A 26,868-nucleotide genomic window follows, 5' to 3' on the forward strand; every position below is an offset into this window, starting at 1 on the left:
TTCGGCGGTGCCGTCATACGGATTGGCACTGTACGCGGCGCGCTCCGGTCCGGGCGGGTTGTCCCCGTACGCCCCGGTACCCGACGCGAACCCCCGGACGGCGACCGCCGGCGGCCCCACCGGTCGGCTCCGCGGCAGCCGCACCGGCGGCGGGACCGGCGACGCACCCGCAGACGTGCCCGCCGGACGTCACGTCGGCGTCGCGCCGGGCGGAGCAGCCGATGCCCGGAGTCAGCCGGTGGCCTTGAGAGCCAGCCAGAGCTCCATGCGGACGTCCGGGTCGTCGAGGGAACGGCCCAGGATCTCCTCCACCCGGCGCATGCGGTACCGCAGCGTGTGGCGGTGCACCCCGAGTTCGGCGGCCGCGGCGTCCCACTGCCCGTGCCGGGACAGCCAGGCGCGCAGCGACGCCACCAGATCGCCCCTGCCGTTCGCGTCATGTTCCCGCAGCGCGCGCAGCAGCCCGTCGGCGAAGGCGCGGACGGCGTCGTCGGCCAGCAGCGGCAGCACCGACCCCGCCGCGACGTCCTCGTGCTCCACCAGCGCCACCCCGCGCCGCCGCGCGACCGACAGCGCCTGATCGGCCTGCTTGAAGGCGACCGCGGCCGCGGCCAGACCGACCGGGGCCGAGACGCCGATGGCCAGCCCCTCCTCGCCGCCCCCGCCGGACCGCCCTCCGGGCTGCGCGGCGGACGCCGTCCCGGCGAACTCCGCGCACCCGGCCACCGCGGCGCCGCCGTCCGACGCCAGCACGACCAGTCGCGCCCCGTCCGGCACCACCAGCACCGCCTCCCCGTTGCGCGCCGCCGCGGTCTCGACCGCGTCCGCGAGCTCCTCGAGCGGCCAGACGATGCGGCTCAGCCGCCCCGTGTCCGACGGGTCGGCCTGCGGGCCGCCCGTGCCGACCACCACACCGGAGGCGGCGGAAACCCCCGTCCCGGCGGCCGCGCCTGCCGAGCCGCCCCGCCCACCGGTGACCGGCGGCTTCCCGGCGGCCTGCTTCGAAGCAGTCGACGGCGTCGACGGCCGGGCGGCGGACGACTGCGCGGACTGCTTGGCGGACGCCCTGGCGGACGCCTTCACGCCGCCGGGCCGCGCCACCTCCGACGCGGCAGGCACCACCCTGGGGGTGCCGGCCGCGGCCGCCAGGTCGGTCAGCCCGCACAGCTCACCCGCCCGCGCCAGATATCCGGCAGGCGCGGGAGACGACGGCCGGACCGCAGACGCGGTGGGCACCGGAGGCGGCCCGGCGGACTGGGCCGACTGCACCGCCGCGATGCCCTCCTGCGCGAACCGCGCGGCAGCGGCCGATGCCGGCTCCGCGACGATCACCCGCATCGGGGCGTCCAGCAGACCACCGTAGAGCTGCCCGGCCACCGCACGGGCATGCTCGCCCTCGCCGACGAGCAGCATCTTGAGCACCGCGGCACCCAGCCGCTGCTCCGCCTCCTGCAGCGCCCGGGACCGCTCCATGGTCAGGGTCAGCAGCGCGATGGCCGAGTTCACGGCGTAGCGCTCGGCTGTCCCCAGCGGCGCCGCCGTCCCGACGGCCAGTACCGCCTTGGCACGGCGCCCGCTGCCGATCGACTGGAGTTCGACCCGGTCATCCCCGCCGTCCCCCTCGCTGACCACCGCACTGGCGGGCGCGGGACGGTCCCGCAGCCGCTCGGCGTCGCCGACGAAGCGGGTCGCCCGGCGCACCGCCCAGGCCGGAGCCGTCGCGACGACCGACCCGGAGGCGTCGTAGAGCGCCGCCCAGCCGTCGACCTGCGAAGCCAGCCGCGCGAGCAGCGCGGAGGGACCCTCCCGGGAGAGCGCGGCGCGGGTCATCTCCCGCTGCGCGTCGAACCCGGCGCTCACCGCACGGTACTGCTCGGCCGCGATGTCCGCCGACACCGCTTTGCTGATCGCGATGAACGGGGTACGCCTGGGCACCTCGAGCAGCGGAAGGTCCGCGCCGCGGCAGGCGTCGACCAAGGCCTGCGGCACCCCCTCGTAGTTGACACCCGCCGCGAAACCGAGCCCGACCACACCCTTGCCGACCAGCTTGTCGACGTAGGCGCGCATCGCACCGCGATCGTCCGCGTCGAGCTTGAGCCCCGTGAAGAGGATGAGCTCCCCGCCGTCCATGTACGGGGTCGGATCGGCCAGCTCACTGGAGTGCGCCCACCGCACGGTGGCGTCCAACCCACTGTGCCCCGCGAGCACGGAGAGGCGGAGCGCGGAGTTCTGGACGAGCGCGGCAAGAGTCGGTGGCATAACGCACTTCACCGTACAGCCGCCGGCCCCCATTCGGTCCCCCCGATGTACGGCCCGGGGACGGGACGCGCGTCACTCCCCCAGCTTCGTCAGGATCGGTGGCGTACGTTCCCCGCGGACCGTGGTCACGGAGAGCACGGCGTGCTCCGGCTGCAACTCGTTGGCCAGGTCGGAGGCGGACCAGCGCTCCCGCTGCTCACTGCGCACGGTGACCGACTCGGCCGTCACGTGCTTGCCGGTCGCCAGCCGCCGCACCGCGTGCAGGACCCGGGTGACGGGCTCGTCCGAGACCAGCTGCCGATTGGTGACCGTACGGGTCTGCACCCACTCGGTACCCCACACCTCGGCGAACCGCTCGGCATCCCACGGCGTGACTCCCGCACACACCATCCGGCACCCCACGGCACCGAGCAGCGGCCCGCGGAGCGGTTCGGGCACATCGTCCAGCGCCCGCAGCGTCAGCAGGACGCCCGCGTGCACCGAGCGCAGCCGCTGCAGACCCCGCAGCGCCTGCGGGGTGACGGTCTGCGCCGCGTCGTCCAGCACCAGGCAGGCGAAGAGCGACTGGTCGCCGCGCGCCACCGCGCACTCGGTGAACTGCGCCAGGAGCAGCCGGGCCAGGATCCGCGACGCCTCCGCGTGCCCCCGCTCGGGCAGATCCACCCGGACCCGCAGCGGATGCTCCAGCGCACGCAGTGAGAACGGGCGCCGGCCCGCCGCCTGCGGGCTGCCCTCGGGCAGGAAGAAGTCGGCGAAGGCGGGCCGGTCCAGCAGCGCGATCCGGTCCGCCAGCAGCGCGGCGATGTCCCCCGCCCGCCCGGACTGCCGCTCGAAGGCATCCAGCTCCCGAAGCTGCCCGCCCTGCCCCTCGGCCCGCAGCGCCTCCCGCAGCGCTTCGAGCGCGCCCGGCCCGCCGTCCAGCAGTTCACGCAGCTCGGGGACGGTGGGAAACCGGCCGTGCACCGCCGCGAACGGACCGATGAGCTGGGCCAGGGAGGTCGCGGCACGGCGGCTGTCGCCCCCCGGCAGCGAGGCAGCCAGATCCCCCACCAGCCCCTCGGCGAGCATTCCCGCGGCCTCGTCCGGATCCGTGGCCCCGCCGTACAGGTCCAGGTCGTGCGTCGAGCCCGGGTGCCCGAGCCGGATGACGAGGTCGAACGCGTCGTCGCGCACGAACTGCGAACCCGCCGGACTCACCGCGATCACCGCCGCCTGCCCGGCCAGCGCCTGCAGACAGAGCGACTCCACCACCGGGCGGGCCAGCCTGCTCGTCTTGCCGGTACCGGGCGGGCCGACGGCCAGCGCCGACGTGCCCAGCAGCGAGGGGTCCAGCGCGATGCCGGCCCCGCGGTACTCGTGCGGATTGCGCTCGGAGTCGGCGGCCCGCCCGATGCGGACCTGGCGCAGCGACAGATCGTGCCGGGCCGCCCGCACCGACAGGTCCCGGGCCCCCGACGGGTGCGCGCACGCCTCCGCGCCCCGCGCGAGCACACTCTCGACGAACGCCTCGAGCCGCTGCGGCCGCGCCCGTACGGTCTGCCACGCGCGCTCCAGCCGGGCATGGTCGACATCCGTCATCCGGCCGGCGTCCAGCTCCCCGGCCAGCACCTCCGCCGCCCGCCCGGCCCCCCCGGCCCGCAGCTCCGGCCACTGGGCGGGGTCGAGGTGCGGTGGGGGGGCGGGGGCGTGTTCCGTCCGGCCGTCCGGCACGACGCCTCCCGGGCCGGGTCCGTGTCGGCCCTTCAGCCGGGTCAAGCTCCGGCGGGCCAGCTCGTCCCAGCGACCGATACGGCCGAAGAAGAAGAGGAGAGCGACAGCGACCAGCGCGTAGTAGCTGTAGGCGAGGAACTTACGCCCCGATCCGACGGCGTCGGGCGTCATGGCGAAGAGAGGCCAGAGCCAGAATTTCCCCAGATACCCGTTCCACAGCAGCGACCACAGCAGCCACCCCATGAGGAAGGAGATGAGGGCGCCGCTGACGAGCTGGCGGGCGGGGGTGCGGTCGGGGTCTTCCGGTGGGCGCTGTTCGTAGCCGCAGCGCCATACGCCCGGGGCCGCCTCCGGGCGGGGCAGGCGCAGCCAGTCGGCGAGCGGGGGGCCGCCCTGGGGGGCGCCGGAGGGCATGGGCGGGGGGCCCGCTTCCACGCCCGAGGTCGGGGGGGCGGCGCTCGTGTCGGAGTGCGCGGGGGGCGGCGCGGACGGTTGGGGCGGGACCGCGGGGTGTCCGGTGGGGGTGGGGGCAGTGTGGTGCGTGCTGCCTGTGCCCTGCTTCCGGTGGGGAAGCCCCATGTCCATGTGCTGCCTCAGCTCCCTGACGACCCCGACGCGCCGGTCCGCTACGCGGCCGGCGCCCTCATGCCCCCCAATCTAGCGGCTGACCATGTCAGTTGGCCCGGACCCGTCGGGGGGATCGCCGGGGTCGCGGCGCACACGCGCACGCGGGCGGCCGGGCGGGGGTGGACACGGCGCCCTCGCGGAGGCGGAGAACGCGGCCGGCGCGGCCCGCAGCCTGCGCACCTATGTCCGTCGTGGCCAACACGCGGTCCGCACTTCTCCGGAGCGGTGCATGTGTCCTCCGTCCGCGTGCCCCTAGCCTGCGAAGTGCCAGACACCCGTTCCTCCCGAGGAGTGCGCTATGACCGGAAAGACGGAACTGTCCGGAGGGCCTTCCCTCCCCCAGGAGCGGCGTGTGGTCACCGCTGTCCCCGGGCCTGTGTCGCAGGAGCTGATGGCCCGCAAGCAGGCCTCGGTCGCCAACGGCATCGGGACGGTGCTGCCGGTCTTCGCGCGCCGCGCCGGCGGCGGCGTCCTGGAGGACGTGGACGGCAACTCCTTCATCGACTTCGGCTCCGGTATCGCCGTGACCTCGGTCGGCAACAGCGCGGAAGCGGTCGTGCGCCGGGCGACGGAGCAGCTCAACGACTTCACCCACACCTGTGCGATGGTCGTTCCCTACGAGCCCTACGTGCGGGTCTGCGAGGAACTGGCCGCGGTCACCCCGGGCGACCACGCCAAGAAGAGCGCGCTGTTCAACTCCGGCGCCGAGGCGGTGGAGAACGCCGTCAAGATCGCCCGTGCGCACACCGGCCGCCAGGCCGTCGTGGTGTTCGACCACGGCTACCACGGCCGTACCAATCTGACGATGGCGCTCACCTCGAAGAACATGCCGTACAAGCACAGCTTCGGCCCGTTCGCGCCCGAGGTCTACCGCGTTCCGGTCGCCTACCCCTACCGCTGGCTGACCGGCCCGGAGAACTGCGCCGAGGAGGCCGCCGCCCAGGCGATCGACCAGATCACCAAGCAGATCGGCCCGGACAACGTCGCGGCGATCATCATCGAACCGGTGCTGGGCGAGGGCGGCTTCATCGTCCCGGCCAAGGGCTTCCTGCCGCGCATCCAGCAGTTCGCACGGGACAACGGCATCGTCTTCGTCGCGGACGAGATCCAGTCCGGCTTCTGCCGCACCGGCCAGTGGTTCGCCTGCGAGGACGAGGGCCTCGTGCCGGACCTGATCACCACCGCGAAGGGCATCGCGGGCGGTATGCCGCTCGCCGCGGTCACCGGTCGGGCCGACATCATGGACGCCGCGCACAGCGGCGGTCTGGGCGGCACCTACGGCGGCAACCCGGTGGCGTGCGCGGCCGCGCTCGGGTCCATCGAGACGATGCGCGAGCTCGACCTTCCCGCCAAGGCCCGGCGCATCGAGGAGATCATGAAGCCGCGGCTGGAGAAGCTGGCGGAGAGCTCCGAGATCATCGGCGATGTCCGCGGCCGGGGTGCCATGCTCGCCCTCGAACTGGTGAAGCCGGGCGGCAAGGAGCCCAACCCGGAGGCCACCGCCGCGCTGGCGAAGGCATGCCACCAGCAGGGCCTGCTCGTGCTGACGACCGGCACCTACGGCAACGTCGTGCGCTTCCTGCCGCCGCTGGTCATCGGCGAGGACCTGCTCAACGAGGGCCTGGACGTCCTGGAGGAGGCAGTCGCCGGCCTGTGAGGGCCCGAGGGTTCCCGGAGTCCTCCTGAGCGAGCCGTCGGCCGGTTCTTCCCCCCGGCCGACGGCTCGCGGCGTTTCGGCCGGCCTCCCCGCGGTCGCGTTCGGGGGCCGGTAACGTGGTGCGGTACGCGCGCGTTCCGGCGCCGCGTACCACCGCAGCGGGCGGTGACCAGCAGGGGAGCAGCACCGGTGAAGAATGTGTGCGGGGCCGATGTCCGGTGCGTAATGCGCCTGTCGGGGCCCGAGCCGCTGCCGTACCGTTTCTGGAGTCGCCGGGAGGCGCGGAGGGCCACCTCCGGGTTCCCGGTCCGAGCCGGTCGCTTCCCAAGACAGGCCCGGTCGTGCCCTCGCGCACGTTCCTCACCGATCGGACAGCCGTTTGTCCCACACCCCCCGGGACCGGCGGGAACCCGGTCGACACGGCCGCCCTGGAACTGTCCCCCCGGTTCCCGGGCGGCCGGCCACGCCCACACCCGCTCCGGGCCGCGGAGCCCCGCTCCGCCGTCGTCCGCTGCCGGTGTCGGCCTGCGGCCTGTGCGCGCTCCTGCTGCTCCTGGGCACCTGGCAGGTGCTGGTGGAGGGTGCGCTGGCCCGCCGGGACGAGGAGCTGGGCGCGGCCGTGCGCCGGATGGCCCCGCCGGAGATGCCGGCCGAGGCGCTCTCGGACCTGGGCAACCTGGAGGTGGCGCTGCCGCTGCTCGCCGTCGCGATGACGCTGTCGCTGCTGCGTCCGGGAGGCCGCCGCTGGTGGCCGGTGGCCTGCTACGGGGCGGCCGTGGTGCTGATGGTTCCCCTTGTGCTGGGCTTGAAGGTGTGGACGGATCGCGCCGGCCCGTCCGGCGGTGCCGGCTTCTATCCCTCCGGACACGCCGCCACCACGGCGGCGGTGCTCGGCGGCGCGCTGCTCCTGCTGAGCGGCGGGCTCTCCCGGACCGCGCGCCGCGCGGCGCGCGCTCTGGTCGTCATCCTGGTGGTCGGTAACGGGCTCGGGCTGGTGTGGCGGGGGTACCACTGGCCGCTGGATGTGCTGGCCGGCTGGTGTCTGAGCGTGCTGCTGCTGTGTGCGGCCTTCGCGGCCGCGCGCCACCGGGGCCCCGGCGCCCGCCTGCCGCGCACCGACCGGATCCGGCCACACGACGGCCGGATGCCGGCCGACCCGGATCCGCCGCGCACCCGCCGTACGCCGTCGGCCGGGAGCTGAGGCACGGCGGTCGCGAGCCCTTCCGTAGGAGACGGGGGCGGTGCCGTCAGCTGTCGAATCCCATACCCACCTTGTCCATGGCCTTCAGCCACAGGTTGCGCCGTCCGGCCTGTGCGTCTGAGCGGGCCAGCGACCACTGGGTGAGGCCGATCCCGGCCCAGCGCACCGGCTCGGGCGGAAACGGGAGCGGTTTCCTGCGCACCATCCGCAGCGCGGTGCGCTCGGTGCGCTCGCCCGCGAGCAGGTCGAGCATGACCTCGGCACCGAAGCGGGTGGCACCGACGCCGAGCCCCGTGAAGCCCGCGGCGTAGCCGACGCGGCCGTCGGCGGCGGTGCCGAAGAACGGGGAGAAGCGCGAGCAGGTGTCGATGACGCCGCCCCAGCTGTGCGTGAAGCGCAGCCCCTCGAGCTGCGGGAAGCAGCGGAAGAAATGCCGGGCGAGTTTGGCGAAGGTCTCGGGACGCTGGTGGTAGTCGCGGGAGATCCGGCTGCCGTAGTGGTAGAGGACGTCGTAGCCGCCCCACAGGATGCGGTTGTCCGTGGTGATGCGGAAGTAGTGGAAGTGGTTGGCGCTGTCGCTGAGGCCCTGGCGGTTGTGCCAGTTGATCGCCGCCCGCTGTTCCCGGTCGAGCGGTTCGGTCATCAGCGCGTAGTCGTAGACAGGAGCGATGTAGGGCCGCACCCGGCGCAGCAGGGAGGGGAAGGCGTTGGTGCCCAGGGCGACGCTGCGGGCGTGCACCCGGCCGTAGGGAGTGCCGACGACGAGCTCGGCGCCGCGGGTGTCCAGCCGGGTCGCGGGGGTGTGCTCGTGGATACGGACCCCGGCCTGTTCGCAGGCGCGTTTGAGTCCCCAGGCGAGCCGCGCGGGGTTGACCATGGCGACTCCGGTGCGGTCCCAGAGTCCGGCCAGGAAGGTCGGCGAGTCGGCCTCGGCGCGCACCGCGTCCCGGTCGAGCAGGGTCAGACCGTCGCCCACGCCGAGTGCCTCGGCCTGCTGCGCCCATTCCTGCAGTTCGGCGACCTGGTAGGGCTCGGTGGCCAGGGCGATTTCACCGGTGCGTTCGAAGTCGCAGTCGATGGCGTAGCGCAGGACGGCTTCCTCGATGGCGTCCAGGTTGCGCCGCCCCAGCCGTTCGAGCTCGGCGATCTCCTCGGGCCAGCGGGCGAGGCCGTTGCCGAAACCGTGGGTGAGCGAGGCGGCGCAGAAGCCGCCGTTGCGTCCGGAGGCGGCCCAGCCGACCTCCTCGCCCTCGACGAGCACCACGTCGCGGGCGGGGTCCCGCTCCTTGGCGAGCAGTGCGGTCCACAGGCCGCTGTAGCCGCCTCCGACCACCAGCAGATCGCAGTGCTCGTCGCCGACGAGTGCCGGGCGGCGCTCGGGGCGGTGGGCCGGGTCGTCCAGCCAGAAGGGGGTGGGTCGGGCGTCGGCGAGGGAGCGGAGGGCAGCAGGAGAGGCTGCATCGTCACTCACGGTCATCGACTCCTCGTCGTACGCAGGTGTGCGGTCCCGGTGTCGTTCATGGTCGTCCTTCTTCCTGGGTGCTCGGCGCGGCGCGCGGCCGGGGCGGCGCCGCGGCGTATGTCCGGCGCGGCCGGACAGGGTGCTGTTCGGGGGCCGGCGCCGGGGCGCGGGAGGTTCACCGGGGGCGACGGTCAGGGCTTTCCGCGGCGGCCGGTCACGAGCTGTCCTGCCAGGACGATCACCAGCGCCAGCCCGAACATCGCCGAGCCGATCACGTTGACCTGTACCGGGACTCCGCGCTGTGCCGCGCCCCAGACGAACATGGGGAAGGTGACCGTCGAGGGACCCGCGTTGAACTGGGTGATGATGAAGTCGTCGAAGGACAGGGCGAAGCTGAGCATCGCGCCGGAGGCGATTCCGGGTGCGGCGAGCGGCAGGGTGACGCGCCAGAAAGTCTGGAAGGGGCCCGCGTAGAGGTCGCGGGCGGCCTCCTCCAGGCGGGGGTCCATGCTCATCACCCGGGCCTTGACGGCGACCACGACGAAGCTCAGGCAGAACATGACATGCGCGATCAGAATCGTCATGAACCCGAACTCGACGCGGGTGTTGAGGAAGAGGGTGCCGAGAGAGGCACCCATCACGACTTCGGGCATGGCCATCGGCAGGAAGATCAGCGCGTTGGTGGTGCTCTTGCCCCGGAAGCGGTAACGCGCCAGCGCGAAGGCGGCGAATGTGCCGAAGGCCGTGGCGATCAGCGTGGCCAGCGCCGCGATCCGCAGGCTGAGCCCGAGCGCGTTGCACATCCCGGCGACGCTGCAGGGGTCGGTCCACGCGTCGGTGGAAAAGGTACGCCAGGTGTAGTTGAAGCGGCCGGCCGGCTTGTTGAAGGAGAACAGCAGGACGACCAGGTTGGGCACCAGCAGATAGGCCAGCGCCGCGCATCCCACCAGGACGACGGCGTTCCGGCGCAGCAGCCGCAGTGCGGTGGCGAGCGGCCCGGGTCGGGCGGCCGCGGCACGCGGTGCGGGGGCCGAAACAGGGGTCGGGGGCATCAGACCAGTTCCTCCGTTCCCGCCTTGCGCAGGTAGCCGCTGACCATGATCAGGATGAGGGCCATCAGGAGGAAGGACATCGCTGCCGCCGTCGGGTAGTCGAGAACGTTCAGGAACTGCTTCTGGATCGCGTTGCCGACCATCTGCTCGTTGGGCGATCCCAGGAGCTGGGCGTTGATGTAGTCGCCGGATGCCGGGATGAAGGTGAGCAGCGTGCCCGCGACCACACCCGGGAGGGAGAGGGGGAAGGTCACCTTCCGGAAGGTCGTCGCCGGTGTGGCGTACAGGTCCCGGGCCGCTTCGAGCAGCGAGGTGTCCATCCGCTCCAGGGAGCTGTAGAGCGGCAGGATCATGAACGGCAGGAAGTTGTACGTCAGCCCGCAGACCACGGCGAGCGGGGTGGCCAGGACGCGGTCGTCACCGGTCAGCCCCAGCCAACCGGTCACATCCAGGATGTGCAGGGAGCTCAGGGCGGCCACGACCGGGCCGCCGTCGGAGAGGATCGTCTTCCAGGCCAGGGTGCGGATGAGGAAGCTGGTGAAGAACGGCGCGATCACCAGGACCAGGAGCAGATTGCGCCAGCGCCCGGCCCGGACGGCGATCATGTACGCCAGCGGATAGCCGATGAGCAGGCACAGTGCCGTCGCGACGGCCGCGTAGCCGAACGAGCGGAGGAAGTGCTCGCCATAGGTGCCCAGCGCGTCGGTGTAGTTCGAGAACTGCCAGGTGACGCGGAAGCCTTCTTCCAGCGAGCCGCTCTGCACCGAGGTGGACGCCTGGTAGAAGAGCGGGGCGACGAAGAAGACCGCGAGCCAGAGCCCGGCGGGCAGCAGCAGCCAGTACGGGGTCAGCCCGCGCCGCGACCGCCGGCCGCCGCTCTCGGAGCCGGCGGTGCCGGGCTCCCGGCCGGTGTCCGGCGGCGCATCTGACGCGGGGCCGCCGGGCGGAGGTGCGGCCACGGCGGTCACAGGGCCTCCTCTCCCGCGCGCACGTCCTGGTCCGCGTCCAGCGCGAAGGTGTGCGCGGGCCGCCAGTGCAGTACGACGTGCGCGCCCGGCGCGAGCCGGCTGTCGCGCTCCACGTTCTGCTCGTAGACGGTGAGTTCGCAGGTCGGGGTCTCGACGAGGTACTGCCAGGAGACGCCCAGGTAGCTCGCTTCCCGGATCCGGCCGGTGAGCCGGTTGCGGTCGTCGGGAACCTCCGGCGGGACCGTGCCCGCCTCGTCGGTGCGGGCGAGGGAGATCTTCTCCGGCCGCACACCGACCAGCACCCTGCCGCCAGGGTGCAGACCCTCGGCCGAACAGCGGGCCGCCGGCAGCCGGAGCGGGTCGCCGGTGTCCACCACCTTGACCCGCACCTCGGCGCCGTCTCCGGCCCCGTCCGGGGAACCGTTCCCGGCTTTCGCCGCCGGCCGCTCGTCGGCGGGCGCGGCGGCGCCGGAGAGCAGTTCGGCCTCGATCAGGTTGGAGGTGCCCAGGAAGTTGGCGACGAAGGTGGAGCGTGGGTTCTCGTACAGCTCGGCGGGCGGTCCGAGTTGGACGACGCGTCCGCCGTGCATCACGGCCACGCCGTCGGCCATGGTCATGGCCTCTTCCTGGTCGTGGGTGACGTGCACGAAGGTGATGCCGACCTCGGTCTGGATGCGCTTGAGCTCGAGTTGCATCTGGCGGCGCAGCTTCAGGTCCAGGGCGCCCAGCGGCTCGTCCAGGAGCAGGACCTGAGGGCGGTTGATCAGGGCCCGGGCGAGGGCGACGCGCTGCTGCTGTCCACCGGAGAGCTGCCGGGGTCTGCGGCGGGCCATGCCACCGAGCTGGACGAGGTCGAGCATCTCGGCGACCTGTTTGCGTACCGACTTCACTCCGCGGCGGCGCAGTCCGAAGGCGATGTTCTCGGCGACGTCCAGGTGCGGGAAAAGCGCGTAGTTCTGGAAGACGGTGTTGACGGGGCGCTTGTGGGGTGGGAGACGGGTGATGTCCTCCTCGCCCAGCAGGATGCTGCCGGAAGTCGGCTCCTCCAGGCCCGCGATCATGCGCAGTGTGGTGGTCTTGCCGCAGCCGGAGGCGCCCAGCAGGGCGAAGAACGTCCCCTCCGGAACGGTGAGGTCGAGCGGCTGGACGGCGGTGACGTCGCCGAAGGTCTTGCTGATACCGGAAAGGGTGATGGTCATGGCCGGTCCTCGGGGATGCGGGCTGGCGCGGGCAGGGACGCGGGCGGTTCAGGCCCCGATGAGCTTGGAGAACTTCTCCTCGTAGCGGGCTTCTTCCTTGGCGCTCATCGGGCGGAAGTTCTTGCCCTTGGCGATCATTCGCGCGTCGGGGAAGATCAGCGGAGCGTCGGCCAGCTCTTTGTCGATCTTCTCCATCTCGGCCTGGGCGCCGGTGACCGGACAGATGTAGTTGACCCAGGCGGCCAGCTCGGCGGCCTCCCTGGGCTGGTAGTAGTAGTCGATCAGTGCCTCGGCGTTGCTGCGGTGCCGGGCCTTGGCAGGAACGAGCAGGTCGTCCGTGCCGAAGAGGTATCCCTTGTCGGGGACGGCGAACTCCACGTCCGGGTTGTCGAGCTGGAGCTGCACGATGTCGCCGGCCCACGCCAGGCAGGCGGCGATGTCACCGGAGTTGAGTTCGTCCATGTAGTCGTTGCCGCTGAAGCGCCGCAGCTGTCTGCGGTCGACGGCCTTCTGGATGCGGGCGACGGCGGCGTCGAAGTCGTCCGCCGAGAAGTGCTCGGAGTCGACACCCATGTCGAGCATGGTCAGCCCGATGGTGTCGGTCATCTCCGTCAGCATGGATATCCGGCCCTTGAGGGAATCGTCCTCCAGCAGTTGGGTGACGCTGGTGACCTTCTTCCCCTTGGTGGCCTTCTTGTTGTACGCGACGACGCAGGCCGTGCCCGCCCACGGGTAGCTGTACTGCCGCCCGGGGTCGTGGGCGGCCGCGCGGAAACGATCCTCCAGGTTGGTGACGGCATGCGGCAGGTTCGCCGGGTCCAGGCGCTGCGCCCAGCCCTGCCGGATGATGCGGCCGGCCATCCAGTCGGTGAGGCACACCAGGTCGCGGCCGGTGTCCTGGCCCGCCGCGAGCTGCGGCTTGATCTTGCCGTAGAACTCGTTGTTGTCGTTGATGTCCTCGATGTACTTCACCTTGATCCCGCTCTCGCGCTCGAAGCGGTCGAGGGTGGGACGCCTCTTCTTGTTCTTCTCGTCGACATCGATGTACAGGGGCCAGTTGGCGAAGTTGAGGACCTTCTCCTCGCGGGAGTGGTCGGGGGCGTCCCCGGCCGCGTTGCCGCTCTTGTTGCCCGCCGCGGGCGGGATTCCGCACGCGGCGAGGGTGGAGCCGGCCGCGGCGAGCGAGGCGGCGCGCAACAGGCGGCGCCGGGACATCGCTGCGCGGCCACTGGTCAGACTGCGTTCCCACGCCTTGGCGACGGGCTCCGGCAGTCCTTCGAACAGGTCCATGGGGGAGCGCCTTCCTGGGAGGGGGCGGGGCGGGATCGGGGCGGGCGCCGGGGGCGGCGGGGCGCTCCGGGGGCGGGGGCGCCCGGGGGCGCTGTCCGCACATCGTCGTTCGTCAGCGGTCGCCGAAGACCGTACGGTGCCAGTCTTTGCGCACGGTGCCGGTCGTCTCGGCCATCACGTGCTTGATCTGGGTGTACTCCTCGAACGAGAAGGCGGACATGTCCTTGCCGTAGCCGGACGCCTTGTAGCCGCCGTGCGGCATCTCGCTGATGATCGGAATGTGGTCGTTGAGCCACACGCAGCCGGCCTGGAGCTCTCGCGCGGCGCGCCCGGTGCGGAAGACCGAGCGGCTCCAGGCGGAGGCGGCGAGCCCGTAGGGGGTGTCGTTGGCCAACGCGATCCCCTCGTCGTCGGTGTCGAAGGGCAGCACCACGAGCACCGGGCCGAAGATCTCCTGCTGGACGGCCTCGCTGTCCTGCGGCGCGTCGGTAAGGAGCGTCGGACGGTAGTAGGCGCCCCGGGCGAGCTCTCCGCCCGGCGCCTCGCCCCCGGTGACGACAGTGGCGTAGGAGCGGGCCCGGTCCACGAAACCGGCCACCCGGTCGCGTTGCGCATGGGAGATCAGCGGGCCCAGGTCCGTGCCCGCCGCGAACGGATCGCCGACGCGCACCTCGTTCATCAGTTCCGCGACAGCACCCACGAAGGCGTCGTAGAGCGGGCGCTGGACATAGGCGCGGGTTGCCGCCGTGCAGTCCTGCCCGCTGTTGATCAGGGCGCCCGCGACCGCGCCCTGCGCCGCCGCGGCCAGGTCGGCGTCGTCGAACACCAGGAACGGCGCCTTGCCGCCGAGCTCGAGGTGCAGGCGCTTGGCGGGACGGGAGGCCGTGGTGGCGATCTCAGCCACCCGTCGGCCGACGGCGGTGGAGCCGGTGAAGGAGGTCATGGCCACCCCGGGGTGGGCGACGAGCGCCTCGCCCGCGTCCGGCCCGGCGCCGGTGACGATGTTGATCACCCCGGCCGGGACCCCCGCCTCTTCCGCTGCCTGCGCGAACATCACGGAGGTGAGCGGGGTGAGCTCGGAGGGCTTGAGGACGACGGTGTTGCCCGCCGCGACAGCCGGGGGGATCTTCCAGGCCGCCATCTGCAGCGGGTAGTTCCACGGAGCGATGGAGCCGATGACGCCCAACGGTTCCCGCCGCACGGAGGAGGTGTGCTCCCCGCTGTACTCGGCGGCCGCCGCACCGGTGAGGTGGCGGGCGGCGCCCGCGAAGAAGGCGACGTTGTCGAAGGAGCCCGGGACGTCGAACTCGGCGGAGAGCTTGAGCGGTTTGCCGCACTGCAGCGACTCGGCGTACACGAACTCGTCGGTCAGTTCGGCGAGCCGGGCCGCCCAGCGGTGCATGGCCTCCGAGCGCTCGGCGGGAGTGGCGCCCGACCAGCCTGGCAGGGCCGCGCGGGCGGCGCGGACCGCCGCGTCGATGTCGGCCACACCGGCCAGTTCGAACCTGTGGACCTCCTCGCCGGTCGCCGGGTCCACGAGGGCGTGCGAGCGGCCCGAAGAGCCGGGGCGGAGCCTTCCGGCGACGTACTGGGCGCCCGCGGCGAACCGCTCGGACACATCGAAGCGCTGGACCATCGGGACTCCTGACCACTGCGGGGTGCGGCGTGCTCCGGGGGCTCCTCGGCACGGTTCGCATGATGCGGCACCGTGGCCCAGGCCGCCGTTGGCAGCCGATCCTGGCAGGGCTTCGAGTATCCAACAAGGGATTCCGTAGTTATCTTTTGATTACGCCACGGAATCGATACTCCCGCCCGACCTCACACTCTCGCTGAGGCGCCACGCGACCACCCGGCACCGCACGGCGGTGCCGGGCAGGACAGGCCAGGACAGGACAGGGGGCGGCCTTCCGCACCCCGCGGAAGGCCGCCCCCTGTCCTGCTGCTCGGGAAGTCCGCTCAGCGCACCGCCGCGACCGGCGCACGGGCGCCCCGCGCGTCGAAGGAGTCGCCGTCGCCACCCCCCGGCCCGCCACCGAAATCGTCCGACCAGACCGTCAGACCGAGGATCAGGAACGTGCTGACGATCACCGCCAGCGCCAGTCCGACGATACCGAGGACGAACCCGGCCGTCGCCTGCCCGCTTCCGCCCTGTTCCCCCCGGGCCACCGCGCGCCGCGCGCTGACGCCCAGGACGAGCGCGACCGGGGAGGAGAGGACGGCGAGGAAACTGCCCCAGCAGGTGAGGACCAGCACCACGCTGCCGATACCGACCACCATGGCGGCCACGGACTTGCCGACCGGCGGCGGCGGTCCGTACCAGCCGTACGGTGCGTACGTTCCTGAGCCGTAGCCGGCGCCGGGCTGAGCTCCGTAGCCCGGATATCCGCCCGCCGCGCCGTACCCCGGTGCCCCGCCGCCGTAGCCGCCCTGCGGCCCCGGCGCCGCGGGCCCGCCCTGTGGGTACCCCGCCGCGGGCGGTACGCCGTAGGAGCGGCCCGGACCGTCCGGCGCCGGGGGAATCGGAGGCGGCTTCCCGCTCCCCTGACCGTCGTCATTCCCCCCGCTCGGCTGCCCGGGCGCTCCGGCAGGCGGCAGCGGCCCCGCCCCCTTGTCCATCGCGTCCCCCCTCCTTCCACATGGTCCCTTCACCTCATGCTATGCGGCAGCTCGGACACCACGTCCGGCACCGGGGCGCCTACGATGACCGGACCCGCAACGGAGCCGGAGGCACCCCTTGTCCGAATCCTCAGATCTGGCCGCCTTCATCGCAGGGCTGCCCAAGGCAGAGCTGCATGTGCACCATGTCGGCTCCGCCTCGCCGCGGATCGTGGCCGAACTCGCGGCCCGTCATCCGGAGGCGGGCGTGCCGGTGGACCCCGAGGCCCTCGCCGACTACTTCACGTTCACCGACTTCGCGCACTTCATCCAGGTCTACCTCTCGGTCGTGGACCTGGTCCGGGACGCCGAGGACGTACGCCTGCTGACCTACGAGATCGCCCGCGACATGGCACGGCAGTCGATCCGGTACGCGGAGCTGACCGTGACGCCCTACAGCTCCGTGAGCCGCGGCATCCCCGACGGCGCCTTCCTCGAGGCCATCGAGGACGCCCGCCGCTCCGCCGAGCGGGAACTGGGCGTGGTGCTGCGCTGGACCTTCGACATCCCGGGCGAGGCGGGCCTGGAGGCGGCCGAGGAGACGGCACGGATCGCCACCGCGATGGCCCCGGACGGGCTGGTCTCCTTCGGGCTCGGCGGTCCGGAGATCGGCGTGCCCCGCCCGCAGTTCAAGCCCTACTTCGACCGGGCACTGGCCACCGGGCTGCACAGCGTCCCGCACGCGGGCGAGACGACGGGCCCGGGCACGATCTGGGACGCGCTCACCTCGCTGCGGGCCGAACGCATCGGCCACGGCACCAGCGCCGTCCAGGACCCCCGGCTGCTGGAGCACCTGGCCGAGCGCGGCATTCCGCTGGAGGTCTGTCCGACCTCGAACATCGCGACCCGCGCGGTGGAGTCCCTGGCCGACCACCCTCTCGCGGAGATGGTCAAGGCCGGCGTACTGGTCACGATCAACAGTGACGACCCCCCGATGTTCGGCACCGACCTCAACACCGAGTACGGCATCGCGGCGAAGCTGCTGGGCCTGGACGCGGCGGGAGTGGCCGCGCTGGCCAGGAACGCGGTGCGGGTCTCCTTCCTGGACGAGGGCGGCAAGGCCCGGCTGCACGAGGAGATCGACGCCCACCTGGCAGCCTGGCAGCGTTCGGGGTGACCGGAGAGCCGGCCGGAGCGGACCGGCCCGCGGCCCCTTCCGGCCGCCGGCCGGCCGCGGTGGCACACCGGGGCGCGCCCTGGGCTGCGCGGGAGAACACCCTGCCGTCCTTTCGCGCCGCCGTTGCCGCAGGGGCCGACGCCGTGGAGCTGGACGTGCGGCTCACCCGGGACGGGGTGCCCGTGGTGCTGCACGACCGCACCCTGGAGCGACTGTGGGGGCTCGACGCCGCCGTGGCCGCGGCCACCCGCGAACGGCTGACAACGGTGGCTCCCGGCGTCCCTTCGCTCACCGACGCGCTCGCCGTCACCCGCGGGGTCCGCACCCTGGTCGATCTGCCCGACCCGGGCGCGGCGGCGGCCGCTGTCGCGGCTGTGCGGGCCGCGGACGCAGCGGACCGGGTCTACTACTGCGGTGGCCCGGAGGCGATGCGTCGGGTGCGCTCCGTGTCGCCGGGCGCCGAGCTGGCGCTCACCTGGGAGCGCGCGGCGCCGGTGCGGCCGACGCTGCTCGCGGAGCTGCGGCCGCGCTGGCTCAACTACCGCTTCGGGCTGCTCTCCCCGGAACTGGTCGCCCGCGCGCATGCGGACGGGCGGCTGGTCTCCGCGTGGACGGCCGACCGGGTACGCACCATGCGCCGGCTCGCCGCGCTGGGGGTCGACGGGATCACCACCAACCACGTCGCGCGGCTGGTGCGCGCGTTGGACAGCCCGCGGCGCGCACGGAGTTGGCGCACGCCTGTTACATGAACCGGCTTCCGGTGGGTGTCGGCGGGTGATTGGCTCATAACCGCTCGCTACGCACTCGTGAATGGAACCACCGTGATCATCTTCGGTACCAGCAGCAAGCTGATGCAGCTCGCCATGCTCAATCTGCTCTGCGGGTTCTGCGGCAACCCGGCCGCGCATGCGCTGCGCAAGCGGGTGACGAAGTTCTCGCTCTTCTTCATCCCGCTGTTCCCGATCGCACCGGCGAAGCACTCCCTCCAGTGCACCTTCTGCGGCGCGCACACCGAGATCTCCAAGGAGAGCGCCGAGCAGATGCTGGGCCAGGCCCAGGGCGCGGCTCCGGCCGCGGCTCCGCAGGCCGGGGCCGGTGTGCCGCCGCAGCCGGGCGGGCAGGGCCAGAACCCTTTCGCGGACCGCGGGCCGCAGAACCCGTACCAGTCCTGAAGCCCTGACTCCCGGGCCCGCTCGGCACCGCGGAGTCCGCAGGCGGCAGGCCCGCACCCCGGCCGGGGTGCGGGCCTGCCGCGGGTGCGCTCGCGGCTCGCGGCAGCGCGGGCTGCCTGCCCCCGCGGGGTCAGCTCACAGCGCCGTCATGACGTGCTTGACCCGCGTGTAGTCCTCCAGACCGTACATGGACAGGTCCTTGCCGTAGCCGGACTTCTTGAAGCCGCCGTGCGGCATCTCGGCGACGAGCGGGATGTGGGTGTTGATCCACACGCAGCCGAAGTCCAGGACCCGGGACATCCGCATGGCGGTGCCGTGGTCGGTGGTCCACACCGACGACGCAAGCGCGTACTCCACATCGTTGGCCCACTGGACCGCCTGCGCCTCGTCGGTGAACTTCTGGACGGTGATCACCGGTCCGAAGACCTCGTTCTGGATGATCTCGTCGTCCTGCTTGAGGCCGGAGACGACGGTGGGGGCGTAGAAGTAGCCCCTGTCGCCGACTCGCTCGCCGCCCGCCTCGACTTTGGCGTGCGCGGGGAGGCGGTCGATGAAGCCCGCCACCTTCTCCAGGTGGGTCGGGTTGTTCAGCGGGCCGTAGAAGCAGTCCTCGTCGCTCAGGTCGCCGGTCTTCACCTCGGCGGCGGCCTTGGCCAGCGCCTGCACGAACTCGTCGTGGACGCCTTCCTGGACGAGCACTCGCGTGGCCGCGGTGCAGTCCTGGCCGGCGTTGAAGAAACCGCCGTCCCGGATGCCCTCGACGGCCGCCGGGATGTCCGCGTCGTCGAAGACGACGCAGGGTGCCTTGCCGCCCAGCTCCAGGTGGACGCGCTTGAGGTCCTTCGCGCCGCTGGCGGCGACCTCCATGCCCGCCCGCACCGAGCCGGTGATGGAGGCCATCGCCGGTGTCCTGTGCTCGACCAGCAGTCGTCCGGTGTCCCGGTCGCCGCACACGACGTTGAAGACGCCCTTGGGCAGGATGGCGCCCATCACCTCGGCCAGGAAGACCGTCGAGGCCGGGGTGGTGTCCGAGGGCTTGAGCACGACCGTGTTGCCCGCCGCGAGAGCCGGGGCGAACTTCCACACGGCCATCATCGCGGGGTAGTTCCACGGGGCGACCTGGGCGCACACGCCGATCGGCTCGCGCCGCACGAACGAGGTCAGGCCCTCCATGTACTCGCCTGCGGCCTTGCCGTCGAGCATCCGGGCCGCGCCCGCGAAGAAGCGGATCTGGTCGAGCATCATCGGCAGCTCCTCCTGCCGGGTCAGCTCCAGCGGTTTGCCGCAGTTCTCGCACTCGACGGCGAGGAACTCGTCGGCGCGCGCCTCCAGCGCGTCGGCGATCTTGAGGATGGCCTGCTGGCGGGTGCCGGGTGTGGCGTCCCGCCAGGTGGGGAAGGCGGCCTCGGCAGCGGCCACCGCGGCGTCGACGTCGGCGGCGCCGGACAGCGGCGCCGTGGCGTACGCCTCACCCGTCGCCGGGTTGACCACCTCGGTGGTCCGGCCGTCCGCGGCGTCTCTGAACTCCCCGTCGATGTAGTTGCGCAGTCGACGCAGCTCGGTGGTCACTTCGCACCCCTCCTGCTCCGTTGTCCAATGGGTGAGACCGCCACCCTAACCGGCCGGGCAACGTTTTCGATACGCCCACCGTCGCTGAACAACGGAATCAGTGTTCAGTCAGTCGATTGGCTGCGGATTACATCGCTCAAGGGTTGCGGGACGGCGGATGTCTCATGCACAGTGGCACCCGTGGCTCGCGACTCGAAGAAGACAGCAGGCTCCTCGTCCCTGGATGCCGTGTCCCTGGCAATCATCGAACAGCTCCAGGAGGACGGACGGCGCCCGTACGCCGCCATCGGCAAAGCCGTCGGGCTTTCCGAGGCGGCCGTGCGGCAGCGCGTCCAGAAGCTCCAGGAGCAGGGCGTCATGCAGATCGTCGCCGTGACCGATCCGCTCACCGTCGGCTTCATGCGCCAGGCGATGCTGGGCGTCACGGTCGACGGGGACGTCGAACCGGTCGCCGACGCCCTCGCCGGGATCGACGAAGTCGACTACGTCGTGATCGCGGCGGGCTCGTTCGACCTGCTCGTCGAGATCGTGTGCCACGACGACGACCATCTCCTCGAACTGATCAACAAACGCATCCGGACCCTGCCGGGCGTGCGGTCGACGGAGAGCTTCGTCTACCTCAAGCTGCGCAAGCAGACCTACACCTGGGGAACGCGATAACAGTGAGCAAGGACCTCTCCCGCACCGCCAACGACCACCTGTGGATGCACTTCACCCGCATGTCGTCGTACCAGAACGCGCCGGTTCCGACGATCGCCCGCGGCGAGGGCGTCTACATCTACGACACCGACGGCAAGCGCTACCTCGACGGCTTGGCGGGCCTGTTCGTCGTCCAGGCGGGGCACGGCCGCACCGAGCTGGCCGAGGCCGCCACCAAGCAGGCCCAGGACCTCGCCTTCTTCCCGATCTGGTCCTATGCGCACCCCAAGGCCGTCGAACTGGCCGAGCGCCTCGCGCAGCACGCCCCGGGCGACCTGAACAAGGTCTTCTTCACCACCGGCGGCGGCGAAGCCGTCGAGACGGCGTGGAAGCTGGCCAAGCAGTACCACAAGCTGACCGGCAACCCGCTCAAGCACAAGGTCATCTCCCGCGCCGTCGCCTACCACGGCACCCCGCAGGGCGCCCTCGCCATCACCGGGCTGCCCGCGCTCAAGGCCCCCTACGAGCCGCTGGTCCCCGGCGCGCACAAGGTCCCCAACACCAACATCTACCGGGCCCCCATCCACGGCGACGACCCCGAGGCGTTCGGCCGCTGGGCCGCCGACCAGATCGAGCAGCAGATCCTCTTCGAGGGCCCGGAGACCGTGGCCGCGGTCTTCCTGGAGCCGGTGCAGAACGCGGGCGGCTGCTTCCCGCCGCCGCCCGGATACTTCCAGCGGGTCCGGGAGATCTGCGACCAGTACGACGTGCTGCTCGTCTCGGACGAGGTGATCTGCGCCTTCGGACGACTGGGCACCGTCTTCGCCTGCGACAAGTTCGGCTATGTGCCCGACATCATCACCTGCGCCAAGGGCATGACCTCCGGCTACTCGCCGATAGGGGCCGCGGTCATCTCCAACCGCATCGCCGAGCCCTTCTACCGAGGCGACAGCACGTTCCTGCACGGGTACACCTTCGGCGGCCACCCCGTCTCGGCCGCCGTCGCGCTGGCCAACCTCGACATCTTCGAGCGCGAAGGCCTCAACCAGCACGTGCTCGACAACGAGGCCGGCTTCTTCAGCACCCTGCAGAAGCTGCACGACCTGCCCATAGTCGGCGACGTGCGCGGCAACGGGTTCTTCTACGGCATCGAACTCGTCAAGGACAAGGCCACCAAGGAGACGTTCACCGAGGAGGAGTCCGAGCGCGTCCTGTACGGCTTCCTGTCCAAGGCGCTGTTCGAGAACGGCCTCTACTGCCGCGCCGACGACCGGGGCGACCCGGTCGTCCAACTCGCCCCGCCGCTGATCTCCGACCAGAAGGTCTTCGACGAGGCGGAGCAGATCCTCCGCACCGTCCTCACGGAGGCGTGGACGAAACTCTGATCCGCACCGCGGCACAGCCACCTGCGGGAGCACCGCACAGGGCCGCACGAGGGGCGGGGGCATCGATCCAGTGACCGATGCCCCCGCCCCTCGTTTCACCCTCCAGAGGGAATGACGGCTCGCGATGTTGAGTGGAGGTGCCCCATGGCCGCCCCGCCGGACGACGTGCTCTGGGCGCGAGGACTGCACTACGCCTACGACGGCTCACCCGCGCTGCAGGGCGTCTCGCTCGGCGTCCGGGAAGGCGAGATCCTCGCCGTCACAGGGCCCCGGGGCAGCGGCAAGACCACACTGCTGCGCTGCATGTCCGGGCAGGTGCTGCCGGACCAGGGCGAGGTGTGGTTCAACAGCGCCCCCGTCCACACCCTCGGCCGGGCAGCGCGCGAACGGCTGCGGCTGCACCGCTTCGGCTGGATCGACAGCACCCCGCGCCTCGTCCCCGAACTGACCGCATGGGAGAACGCCGCGCTCCCTCTCCTGCTGCAGGGCGACGGATACCGCACGGCCCGCCGCACGGCATGCTCCTGGCTGGAGCGGCTGGACGTCGGGGACTGCGCCGGAACGCGGCCGCCCGCACTCCGGCAGGCCCAGCGCCAGCGCATCGCCGTGGCCCGGGCCCTGGTCCACTCCCCCACCGTGCTCTTCGCCGACGAGCCCACGGCACCGCTGCACCAGACCGACCGCGCCCAGGTGCTGCGGGCGCTCAGCGCCGCGGCCCGCTCGCAGGGCATCACGGTCCTCCTCGCCGGACACGACTTCGCACTCGACCAGGCGGCACGCACCGCGGAGGCGACCGGTGCCGCGCTCGCCGACCGCATCGTCGACCTCACCGACGGCCGCCGGACCCGCACCCCCGCGCCCGGCAGTCCGGCCGCGGTGTCCGCAGGACCGGAAGGCGCGGCAGCGTGCTCACTCTCCGTCTGACACTCACGGCGACACCTGCGGCGCTGCTGCTCCGCCTGCTGCTGCTGTGCGCCTCCGCCGGCGGCGGCCTGCTGCTGCTCGCCGCCCTCTCCTACGCCCTGGAACACCCCGGCCACCGGGCGGCCGTCCTGGTGCGGCTGCTGTGGTGCCTGGTCCCGCTCGCCGCCACCGCACACCTGGCCGCGGTCCTCGGGCGCACCGAGCCGCGGGCCGAGACCCGGCTCGGCCTGCACGCGGCCGGGCTGGGGCCCGCCCGGCTGCCGCTGCTGGCCGCACGCACCGCGGCGGTACCCGGTCTGATGGGCAGCGCGCTGACGCTGCTGCTGACCGTACGGGGAGGCGTCGAGAGCGCGGGCGGCTCGCTGTCGGTCCTGAACCTGCCCCGCCCGTCGGCCGTGCTGACGTTGCAGGGCCCCCCGCTCCCCGTCCCGGCCGCCGTGACGCTGCTGAGCGCGCTCCCGGCGGTGGCCGCCCTCGCGGCCGCCCGGGGTGCCCGGTCCGGCGCCACAGCACCGGCGCCGCGGGCCTCCTGGCGCCTGGCGGACAGCCGCCGGACGGTGGACTCCCGGCGGCGGGACGGTACGGAGATCCCGCGCCACGCCGCGCTGCGGAGCGCCCTACGGGCGGCCTCCGGCCTGCTGACCGGAACGGCGGGCCTGCTGCTGGAGGCGCATGCGGCGCACAGCACCGGCCGCGGCGCCTGGAAGCCGGCGGAACACCCCGGGGACGTGGCGGGCTCGCAGTTCGCCGCCGGGTGGACGCTCATCGGAGTGGGCCTGGTGGTGGCCGGGCCCGGACTGGTGGCGCTGAGCGGACATCTGCTGGGCGCCGCACGACCGGGCCCGGTGCGGCTGCTGGCCGGGCGCTCACTCGTCCGCGAAGCGTCCTCCCTCGGGCGTCCGCTGGGCGCGCTGAGTGCGATGGCCGCGGCGCTGCTGTCGGTCTTCCGGGCCCACCTGACCGGGGCGTGGGGGCCCGCGCCGAGTCCACTGGTGGGACTCGCCGCAGCTCTGACCGGATGCTGCGCGGCCGCCGCCGCGCTGGCGGCACTCGCCCGGGTCCGGCGCGCCCGTACCCCCGTGCGGGACCTGCTGGACCGCCTGGGGGCGCCGCGGCAACTGGGCCGGGGCGTGGCGCTGCTGCGGGCCGCTGCCACCGCGGCAGTGTGCACGTCGCTCGCGGCGGCTGCCGGTCTGTTCACGGCGCTGCCTTCGGGCTGACTCCTGCGGCTACCGGGCCCGGTCCGAGCCGGACGAAGGGCCCTGGCCGACTCCGGCCTTCCGAGGTGCGGGAGCATGGGGTGCCTCCGGTGCACCCAGCACGACCACCTCCCGCGGGTCGAAGGCGACCCCCACCTCGGCTCCCTCCTGCGGTGCGTCCCGCAAGGTGCAGGCCGCCTGCAGGGGCGGTCCCGCGTCCGGGCGCAGCAGCACAGTGACCGTGGAGGCGTCCCCGCCGCGGAACGTGCGTGCCTCCACCGTGCAGCGCAGCCCCTCCCGAGCCTCCCGCAGCTGCACGCCGCCGGGGCGCACGAGCAGGTGGCCGCCGCCCTGCGGGGTGCTGTCCGGCACGGGCAGCTTCCCCCAGGCCGTGTCCGCGGTCGTGCCCTCGACGGTGGCCGGGGTGATGTTGTCGAACCCCAGGAAGCGGGCGACGAACTCGGAGGCGGGGCGCTGCCAGACCTCCAGCGGGGTGCCCGCCTGGGCGATGCGTCCGCGCTCCATCACCACGACCCGGTCGGCGAGCGCGAACGCCTCCCCATGGTCGTGGGTGACGGCGAGCACCGTCGTACCCAGCCTCCGGAACAGGCCGCGCAGTTCGACGACGAGGCGCTCGCGCAGTCCGCGGTCGAGCTGGCCCAGCGGCTCGTCCAGCATCAGCAGTCTCGGCTCCGGGGCCAGCGCGCGGGCCAGCGCGACACGCTGCTGCTCGCCGCCGGACAGCGCGGTCACCGCCCGCCGCCCCGCGCCCGGCAGCCCCACCAGGTCCAGCAGCTCGGCGACCCGGCGGTCGGTCTCGGCGCGGCCCATGCGGTGCATTCGCGGCCCGAAGCCGACGTTCCCGGCGACGTCGCGCTGCGGGAAGAGCTGGTGGTCCTGGAACATCAGGCCGACGCCCCGGCGGTGCGGCGGCACACCGGTCTGGTCCTGCCCCGACAGCAGCACCCGGCCGCTGCGGACCTCCTGCAGCCCTGCGACGACGCGCAGGAGGGTGGATTTGCCGCTTCCGCTGGGCCCCAGGACGCAGACCGTCTCGTGCGCGGCCACCTCCAGGTCGACCGCGTCCAGCGCGGTCCGCTCGCCGAAGCTCACGGTCACTTCGTCCAGCCGCAGCATCTACAACTCCCTCCGGCCGTCGGTTCGCACCCGCTCCAGCGCGAGCAGTACCCCCGCACAGACGAGCATGAGAAGAGTGCTCAGGGCCATGGCCTGCCCGTAGTGCGCTTCCCCGGCCCGTCCCAGCATCCGGGCCACCGCGACCGGCAGGGTGGGTGCGTCGGGCCGGGCGATGAACACGGTCGCGCCGAACTCGCCCAGCGAGACGGTGAAGGCGAACCCGGCGGCCACCAGCAGCGCGCGGCGCACCAGCGGGAAGTCGACTTCCCGCCAGGCCCGCAGCGGGGAGGCGCCCAGCACGGCCGCGGTCTCCCGCAGCCTCACGTCCACGGCACGCAGCACCGGCAGCATGGTGCGGATGACGAACGGGACGCCGACCAGCGCCTGGGCCAGCGGCACCAGGATCCAGCTCGACCGCAGATCCAGCGGTGGCTCGTCCAGCGCGACGAGGAAGCCGAAGCCGACGGTAACGGCCGAGGTGCCCAGCGGGAGCATCAGCAGCGCGTCGAATCCCCGGACCAGCCGCCCGGCCCGACGGGTGAGGGCGGCCGCGGCCAGCCCGCCCACCACCAGGGCGATGGCCGTCGCCACGGCGGCGTAGGCCAGTGAGTTGCCGATGGCCTCGATGGGCGCGACGACGAAGGTCGCACTGTCGGAGCGGGCACCCAGCGCGCGGAAGAAGGCGAGACCGTATCCGTCCGGTCCCTCCAGTGCCCGCAGGACCAGCACGAGGAGCGGGACGACCGTCAGCACGAGCATCACGCCCAGCACGGTGCCCACCGTCGTCCACTGGCCGGGCCCTGCCGGGCGGCGGGCGGCGTGGTCCGCGGGTACCAGGCTGAGTGCGCTCTCCCGCTTGCGCAGTGCCCAGGCGTGCACGACGAGCAGTGCGGCGACGGCGGCGAGTTGGGTGAGCGTCAGCACGGCGGCGGTCGGCAGGTCCAGCAGGGTGGCCGTCTGCCGGTAGATCTCGACCTCCAGCGTGGCGTACCTCGGCCCGCCCAGGACCTGGATGACGCCGAAGCTGGTGAAGGTGAACAGGAAGACGATCAGCGCGGCGGCCGCCACGGACGGCGCCAGCGCGGGCAGAGTGACCCGCCGCCAGGCGGCGAACCGGCCGGCGCCCAGGACGCGTGCGGCTTCCTCCTGGCGCGGATCGAGCTGGGACCACAGGCTGCCGACGGTGCGCACGACAACCGCGTAGTTGAAGAAGACGTGCGCCAGCAGGATCGCCCACACGCTGGTGTCCAGTCGTACCCCGAACCAGACGTCCAGCGCTCCCTCACGCCCGGCCAGCGCGAGGAAGGCCGAGCCGACGACGACTGTCGGCAGCACGAACGGCACCGTCACCACGGCGCGCAGCAGCCGCTTGCCCGGAAAGTCGAACCTGGCGAACACGTAGGCGCCGGGAAGGGCCAACGCGAGAGTGAGCGCGGTGGAGGCCGCGGCCTGCCACAGCGTGAACCAGAGCACCTGGAGGATGTCGGGATCGCCGAGCACCCGGGCGGTCCGGCCGAAGTGCCAATCGCCGCCCTCGTGCAGCCCCCGGAAGACGATCGCGGCCACCGGGTAGCCGAAGAAGAGCGCGAAGAACGCCGCCGGGACGGCCATCAGCGCGAGCCGCACGCCGGTGCCACCGCCGCCGC

General features: G+C 72.6%; 21 protein-coding genes. 9 read left to right on the forward strand and 12 right to left on the reverse strand.

Annotated elements, in window-relative coordinates; genetic code table 11:
* Window positions 1-231: 231 nt before the first annotated feature.
* A complete protein-coding gene (locus tag P2424_RS22680) occupies window positions 232-2,259 on the reverse strand; it encodes a PucR family transcriptional regulator ligand-binding domain-containing protein (RefSeq protein WP_276477591.1) in 2,028 nt (675 codons plus the stop codon).
* A gap of 72 nt (window positions 2,260-2,331) precedes the next feature.
* The gene (locus P2424_RS22685) at window positions 2,332-4,383 is read right to left on the reverse strand and encodes an ATP-binding protein (protein WP_276477592.1); all 2,052 of its coding nucleotides are present in this window, start codon (window positions 4,381-4,383) and stop codon (window positions 2,332-2,334) included.
* Between the two features lie 511 nt (window positions 4,384-4,894).
* Here P2424_RS22685 and gabT point away from each other — a divergent pair.
* Both gabT and P2424_RS22695 read left to right on the forward strand, forming a co-directional pair.
* Entirely contained in the window at window positions 4,895-6,253 is a 1,359-nt protein-coding gene (gabT, locus tag P2424_RS22690) for a 4-aminobutyrate--2-oxoglutarate transaminase (protein WP_276477593.1), read from the forward strand.
* Between the two features lie 517 nt (window positions 6,254-6,770).
* Window positions 6,771-7,454, forward strand: a complete 684-nt coding sequence (locus tag P2424_RS22695; protein ID WP_276477594.1) for a phosphatase PAP2 family protein — start codon at window positions 6,771-6,773, stop codon at window positions 7,452-7,454.
* 46 nt (window positions 7,455-7,500) lie between these two features.
* Here the strand turns inward: P2424_RS22695 and P2424_RS22700 are convergent, their stop codons facing one another.
* The 7 genes from P2424_RS22700 to P2424_RS22730 all read right to left on the reverse strand — a co-directional run bounded on the left by P2424_RS22700 (window position 7,501) and on the right by P2424_RS22730 (window position 16,041).
* Window positions 7,501-8,931, reverse strand: a complete 1,431-nt coding sequence (locus P2424_RS22700) for an FAD-dependent oxidoreductase (protein ID WP_276477595.1) — start codon at window positions 8,929-8,931, stop codon at window positions 7,501-7,503.
* 176 nt (window positions 8,932-9,107) lie between these two features.
* On the reverse strand, window positions 9,108-9,896 hold the full coding sequence (locus P2424_RS22705; protein ID WP_276479082.1) for an ABC transporter permease: 789 nt from the start codon (window positions 9,894-9,896) through the stop codon (window positions 9,108-9,110).
* 71 nt (window positions 9,897-9,967) lie between these two features.
* Window positions 9,968-10,936 (reverse strand): ABC transporter permease, encoded by a 969-nt coding sequence (locus P2424_RS22710; protein ID WP_276477596.1) that lies wholly within the window; start codon window positions 10,934-10,936, stop codon window positions 9,968-9,970.
* Window positions 10,933-12,135, reverse strand: a complete 1,203-nt coding sequence (locus P2424_RS22715; protein WP_276477597.1) for an ABC transporter ATP-binding protein — start codon at window positions 12,133-12,135, stop codon at window positions 10,933-10,935. Before P2424_RS22715 ends, P2424_RS22710 begins: the two co-directional genes overlap by 4 nt.
* 48 nt (window positions 12,136-12,183) lie before the next feature.
* On the reverse strand, window positions 12,184-13,425 hold the full coding sequence (locus P2424_RS22720) for a spermidine/putrescine ABC transporter substrate-binding protein (RefSeq protein WP_276477598.1): 1,242 nt from the start codon (window positions 13,423-13,425) through the stop codon (window positions 12,184-12,186).
* A 112-nt stretch (window positions 13,426-13,537) separates the two neighbouring features.
* The gene (locus tag P2424_RS22725) at window positions 13,538-15,061 is read right to left on the reverse strand and encodes a gamma-aminobutyraldehyde dehydrogenase (protein WP_276477599.1); all 1,524 of its coding nucleotides are present in this window, start codon (window positions 15,059-15,061) and stop codon (window positions 13,538-13,540) included.
* Window positions 15,062-15,381: 320 nt separating this feature from the next.
* On the reverse strand, window positions 15,382-16,041 hold the full coding sequence (locus P2424_RS22730; protein ID WP_276477600.1) for a DUF4190 domain-containing protein: 660 nt from the start codon (window positions 16,039-16,041) through the stop codon (window positions 15,382-15,384).
* 118 nt (window positions 16,042-16,159) lie between these two features.
* On the opposite strand from P2424_RS22730, the gene P2424_RS22735 reads away from it, so the two are divergent.
* From P2424_RS22735 to P2424_RS22745, 3 genes are all read left to right on the forward strand, one after another.
* Window positions 16,160-17,197 (forward strand): adenosine deaminase, encoded by a 1,038-nt coding sequence (locus P2424_RS22735; RefSeq protein ID WP_276477601.1) that lies wholly within the window; start codon window positions 16,160-16,162, stop codon window positions 17,195-17,197.
* Window positions 17,194-17,946: a glycerophosphodiester phosphodiesterase gene (locus P2424_RS22740; protein ID WP_276477602.1), complete on the forward strand. Its 753-nt coding sequence runs from the start codon at window positions 17,194-17,196 to the stop codon at window positions 17,944-17,946. The genes P2424_RS22735 and P2424_RS22740 overlap by 4 nt, the downstream gene beginning before the upstream one ends.
* Window positions 17,947-18,018: 72 nt before the next feature.
* On the forward strand, window positions 18,019-18,369 hold the full coding sequence (locus P2424_RS22745; protein ID WP_276477603.1) for a zinc-ribbon domain-containing protein: 351 nt from the start codon (window positions 18,019-18,021) through the stop codon (window positions 18,367-18,369).
* A 135-nt stretch (window positions 18,370-18,504) separates the two neighbouring features.
* Here P2424_RS22745 and P2424_RS22750 read toward each other — a convergent pair whose 3' ends face one another.
* The gene (locus P2424_RS22750) at window positions 18,505-19,938 is read right to left on the reverse strand and encodes a gamma-aminobutyraldehyde dehydrogenase (protein WP_276477604.1); all 1,434 of its coding nucleotides are present in this window, start codon (window positions 19,936-19,938) and stop codon (window positions 18,505-18,507) included.
* A 171-nt stretch (window positions 19,939-20,109) separates the two neighbouring features.
* Here P2424_RS22750 and P2424_RS22755 point away from each other — a divergent pair, with 171 nt between their 5' ends.
* The 4 genes from P2424_RS22755 (at window position 20,110) to P2424_RS22770 (ending at window position 24,106) form a co-directional block, all read left to right on the forward strand.
* On the forward strand, window positions 20,110-20,598 hold the full coding sequence (locus tag P2424_RS22755) for an Lrp/AsnC family transcriptional regulator (RefSeq protein ID WP_276477605.1): 489 nt from the start codon (window positions 20,110-20,112) through the stop codon (window positions 20,596-20,598).
* Window positions 20,599-20,600: 2 nt separating this feature from the next.
* A complete protein-coding gene (locus P2424_RS22760; protein WP_276477606.1) occupies window positions 20,601-21,962 on the forward strand; it encodes an aspartate aminotransferase family protein in 1,362 nt (453 codons plus the stop codon).
* 144 nt (window positions 21,963-22,106) lie between these two features.
* Window positions 22,107-22,886 carry an ATP-binding cassette domain-containing protein gene (locus P2424_RS22765; protein WP_276477607.1) on the forward strand — a complete coding sequence of 260 codons (780 nt, stop codon included), beginning with the start codon at window positions 22,107-22,109 and terminating at the stop codon, window positions 22,884-22,886.
* Window positions 22,868-24,106 (forward strand): hypothetical protein, encoded by a 1,239-nt coding sequence (locus P2424_RS22770; protein ID WP_276477608.1) that lies wholly within the window; start codon window positions 22,868-22,870, stop codon window positions 24,104-24,106. The genes P2424_RS22765 and P2424_RS22770 overlap by 19 nt, the downstream gene beginning before the upstream one ends.
* A 9-nt stretch (window positions 24,107-24,115) precedes the next feature.
* On the opposite strand, the gene P2424_RS22775 is transcribed toward P2424_RS22770, so the two are convergent.
* Both P2424_RS22775 and P2424_RS22780 read right to left on the reverse strand, forming a co-directional pair.
* Complete coding sequence (locus P2424_RS22775) at window positions 24,116-25,222, reverse strand: ABC transporter ATP-binding protein (RefSeq protein ID WP_276477609.1); 1,107 nt, start codon at window positions 25,220-25,222, stop codon at window positions 24,116-24,118.
* Complete coding sequence (locus P2424_RS22780) at window positions 25,223-26,833, reverse strand: iron ABC transporter permease (protein WP_276479083.1); 1,611 nt, start codon at window positions 26,831-26,833, stop codon at window positions 25,223-25,225.
* Window positions 26,834-26,868 lie beyond the last annotated feature (35 nt).

The organism is Streptomyces sp. WMMB303, assembly GCF_029351045.1.
In the GTDB taxonomy this organism is placed as follows: domain Bacteria; phylum Actinomycetota; class Actinomycetes; order Streptomycetales; family Streptomycetaceae; genus Streptomyces.

Bases quoted from the DNA above. Each gene is read 5' to 3' on its own strand.
- P2424_RS22680 (WP_276477591.1), bottom strand. From the start codon at position 2,259: ATGCCACCGACTCTTGCCGCGCTCGTCCAGAACTCCGCGCTCCGCCTC.
- P2424_RS22685 (WP_276477592.1), bottom strand. From the start codon at position 4,383: ATGCCCTCCGGCGCCCCCCAGGGCGGCCCCCCGCTCGCCGACTGGCTG.
- gabT (WP_276477593.1), top strand. From the start codon at position 4,895: ATGACCGGAAAGACGGAACTGTCCGGAGGGCCTTCCCTCCCCCAGGAG.
- P2424_RS22700 (WP_276477595.1), bottom strand. From the start codon at position 8,931: ATGACCGTGAGTGACGATGCAGCCTCTCCTGCTGCCCTCCGCTCCCTC.
- P2424_RS22715 (WP_276477597.1), bottom strand. From the start codon at position 12,135: ATGACCATCACCCTTTCCGGTATCAGCAAGACCTTCGGCGACGTCACC.
- P2424_RS22720 (WP_276477598.1), bottom strand. From the start codon at position 13,425: ATGGACCTGTTCGAAGGACTGCCGGAGCCCGTCGCCAAGGCGTGGGAA.
- P2424_RS22725 (WP_276477599.1), bottom strand. From the start codon at position 15,061: ATGGTCCAGCGCTTCGATGTGTCCGAGCGGTTCGCCGCGGGCGCCCAG.
- P2424_RS22730 (WP_276477600.1), bottom strand. From the start codon at position 16,041: ATGGACAAGGGGGCGGGGCCGCTGCCGCCTGCCGGAGCGCCCGGGCAG.
- P2424_RS22765 (WP_276477607.1), top strand. From the start codon at position 22,107: ATGGCCGCCCCGCCGGACGACGTGCTCTGGGCGCGAGGACTGCACTAC.
- P2424_RS22775 (WP_276477609.1), bottom strand. From the start codon at position 25,222: ATGCTGCGGCTGGACGAAGTGACCGTGAGCTTCGGCGAGCGGACCGCG.
- P2424_RS22780 (WP_276479083.1), bottom strand. From the start codon at position 26,833: ATGGCCGTCCCGGCGGCGTTCTTCGCGCTCTTCTTCGGCTACCCGGTG.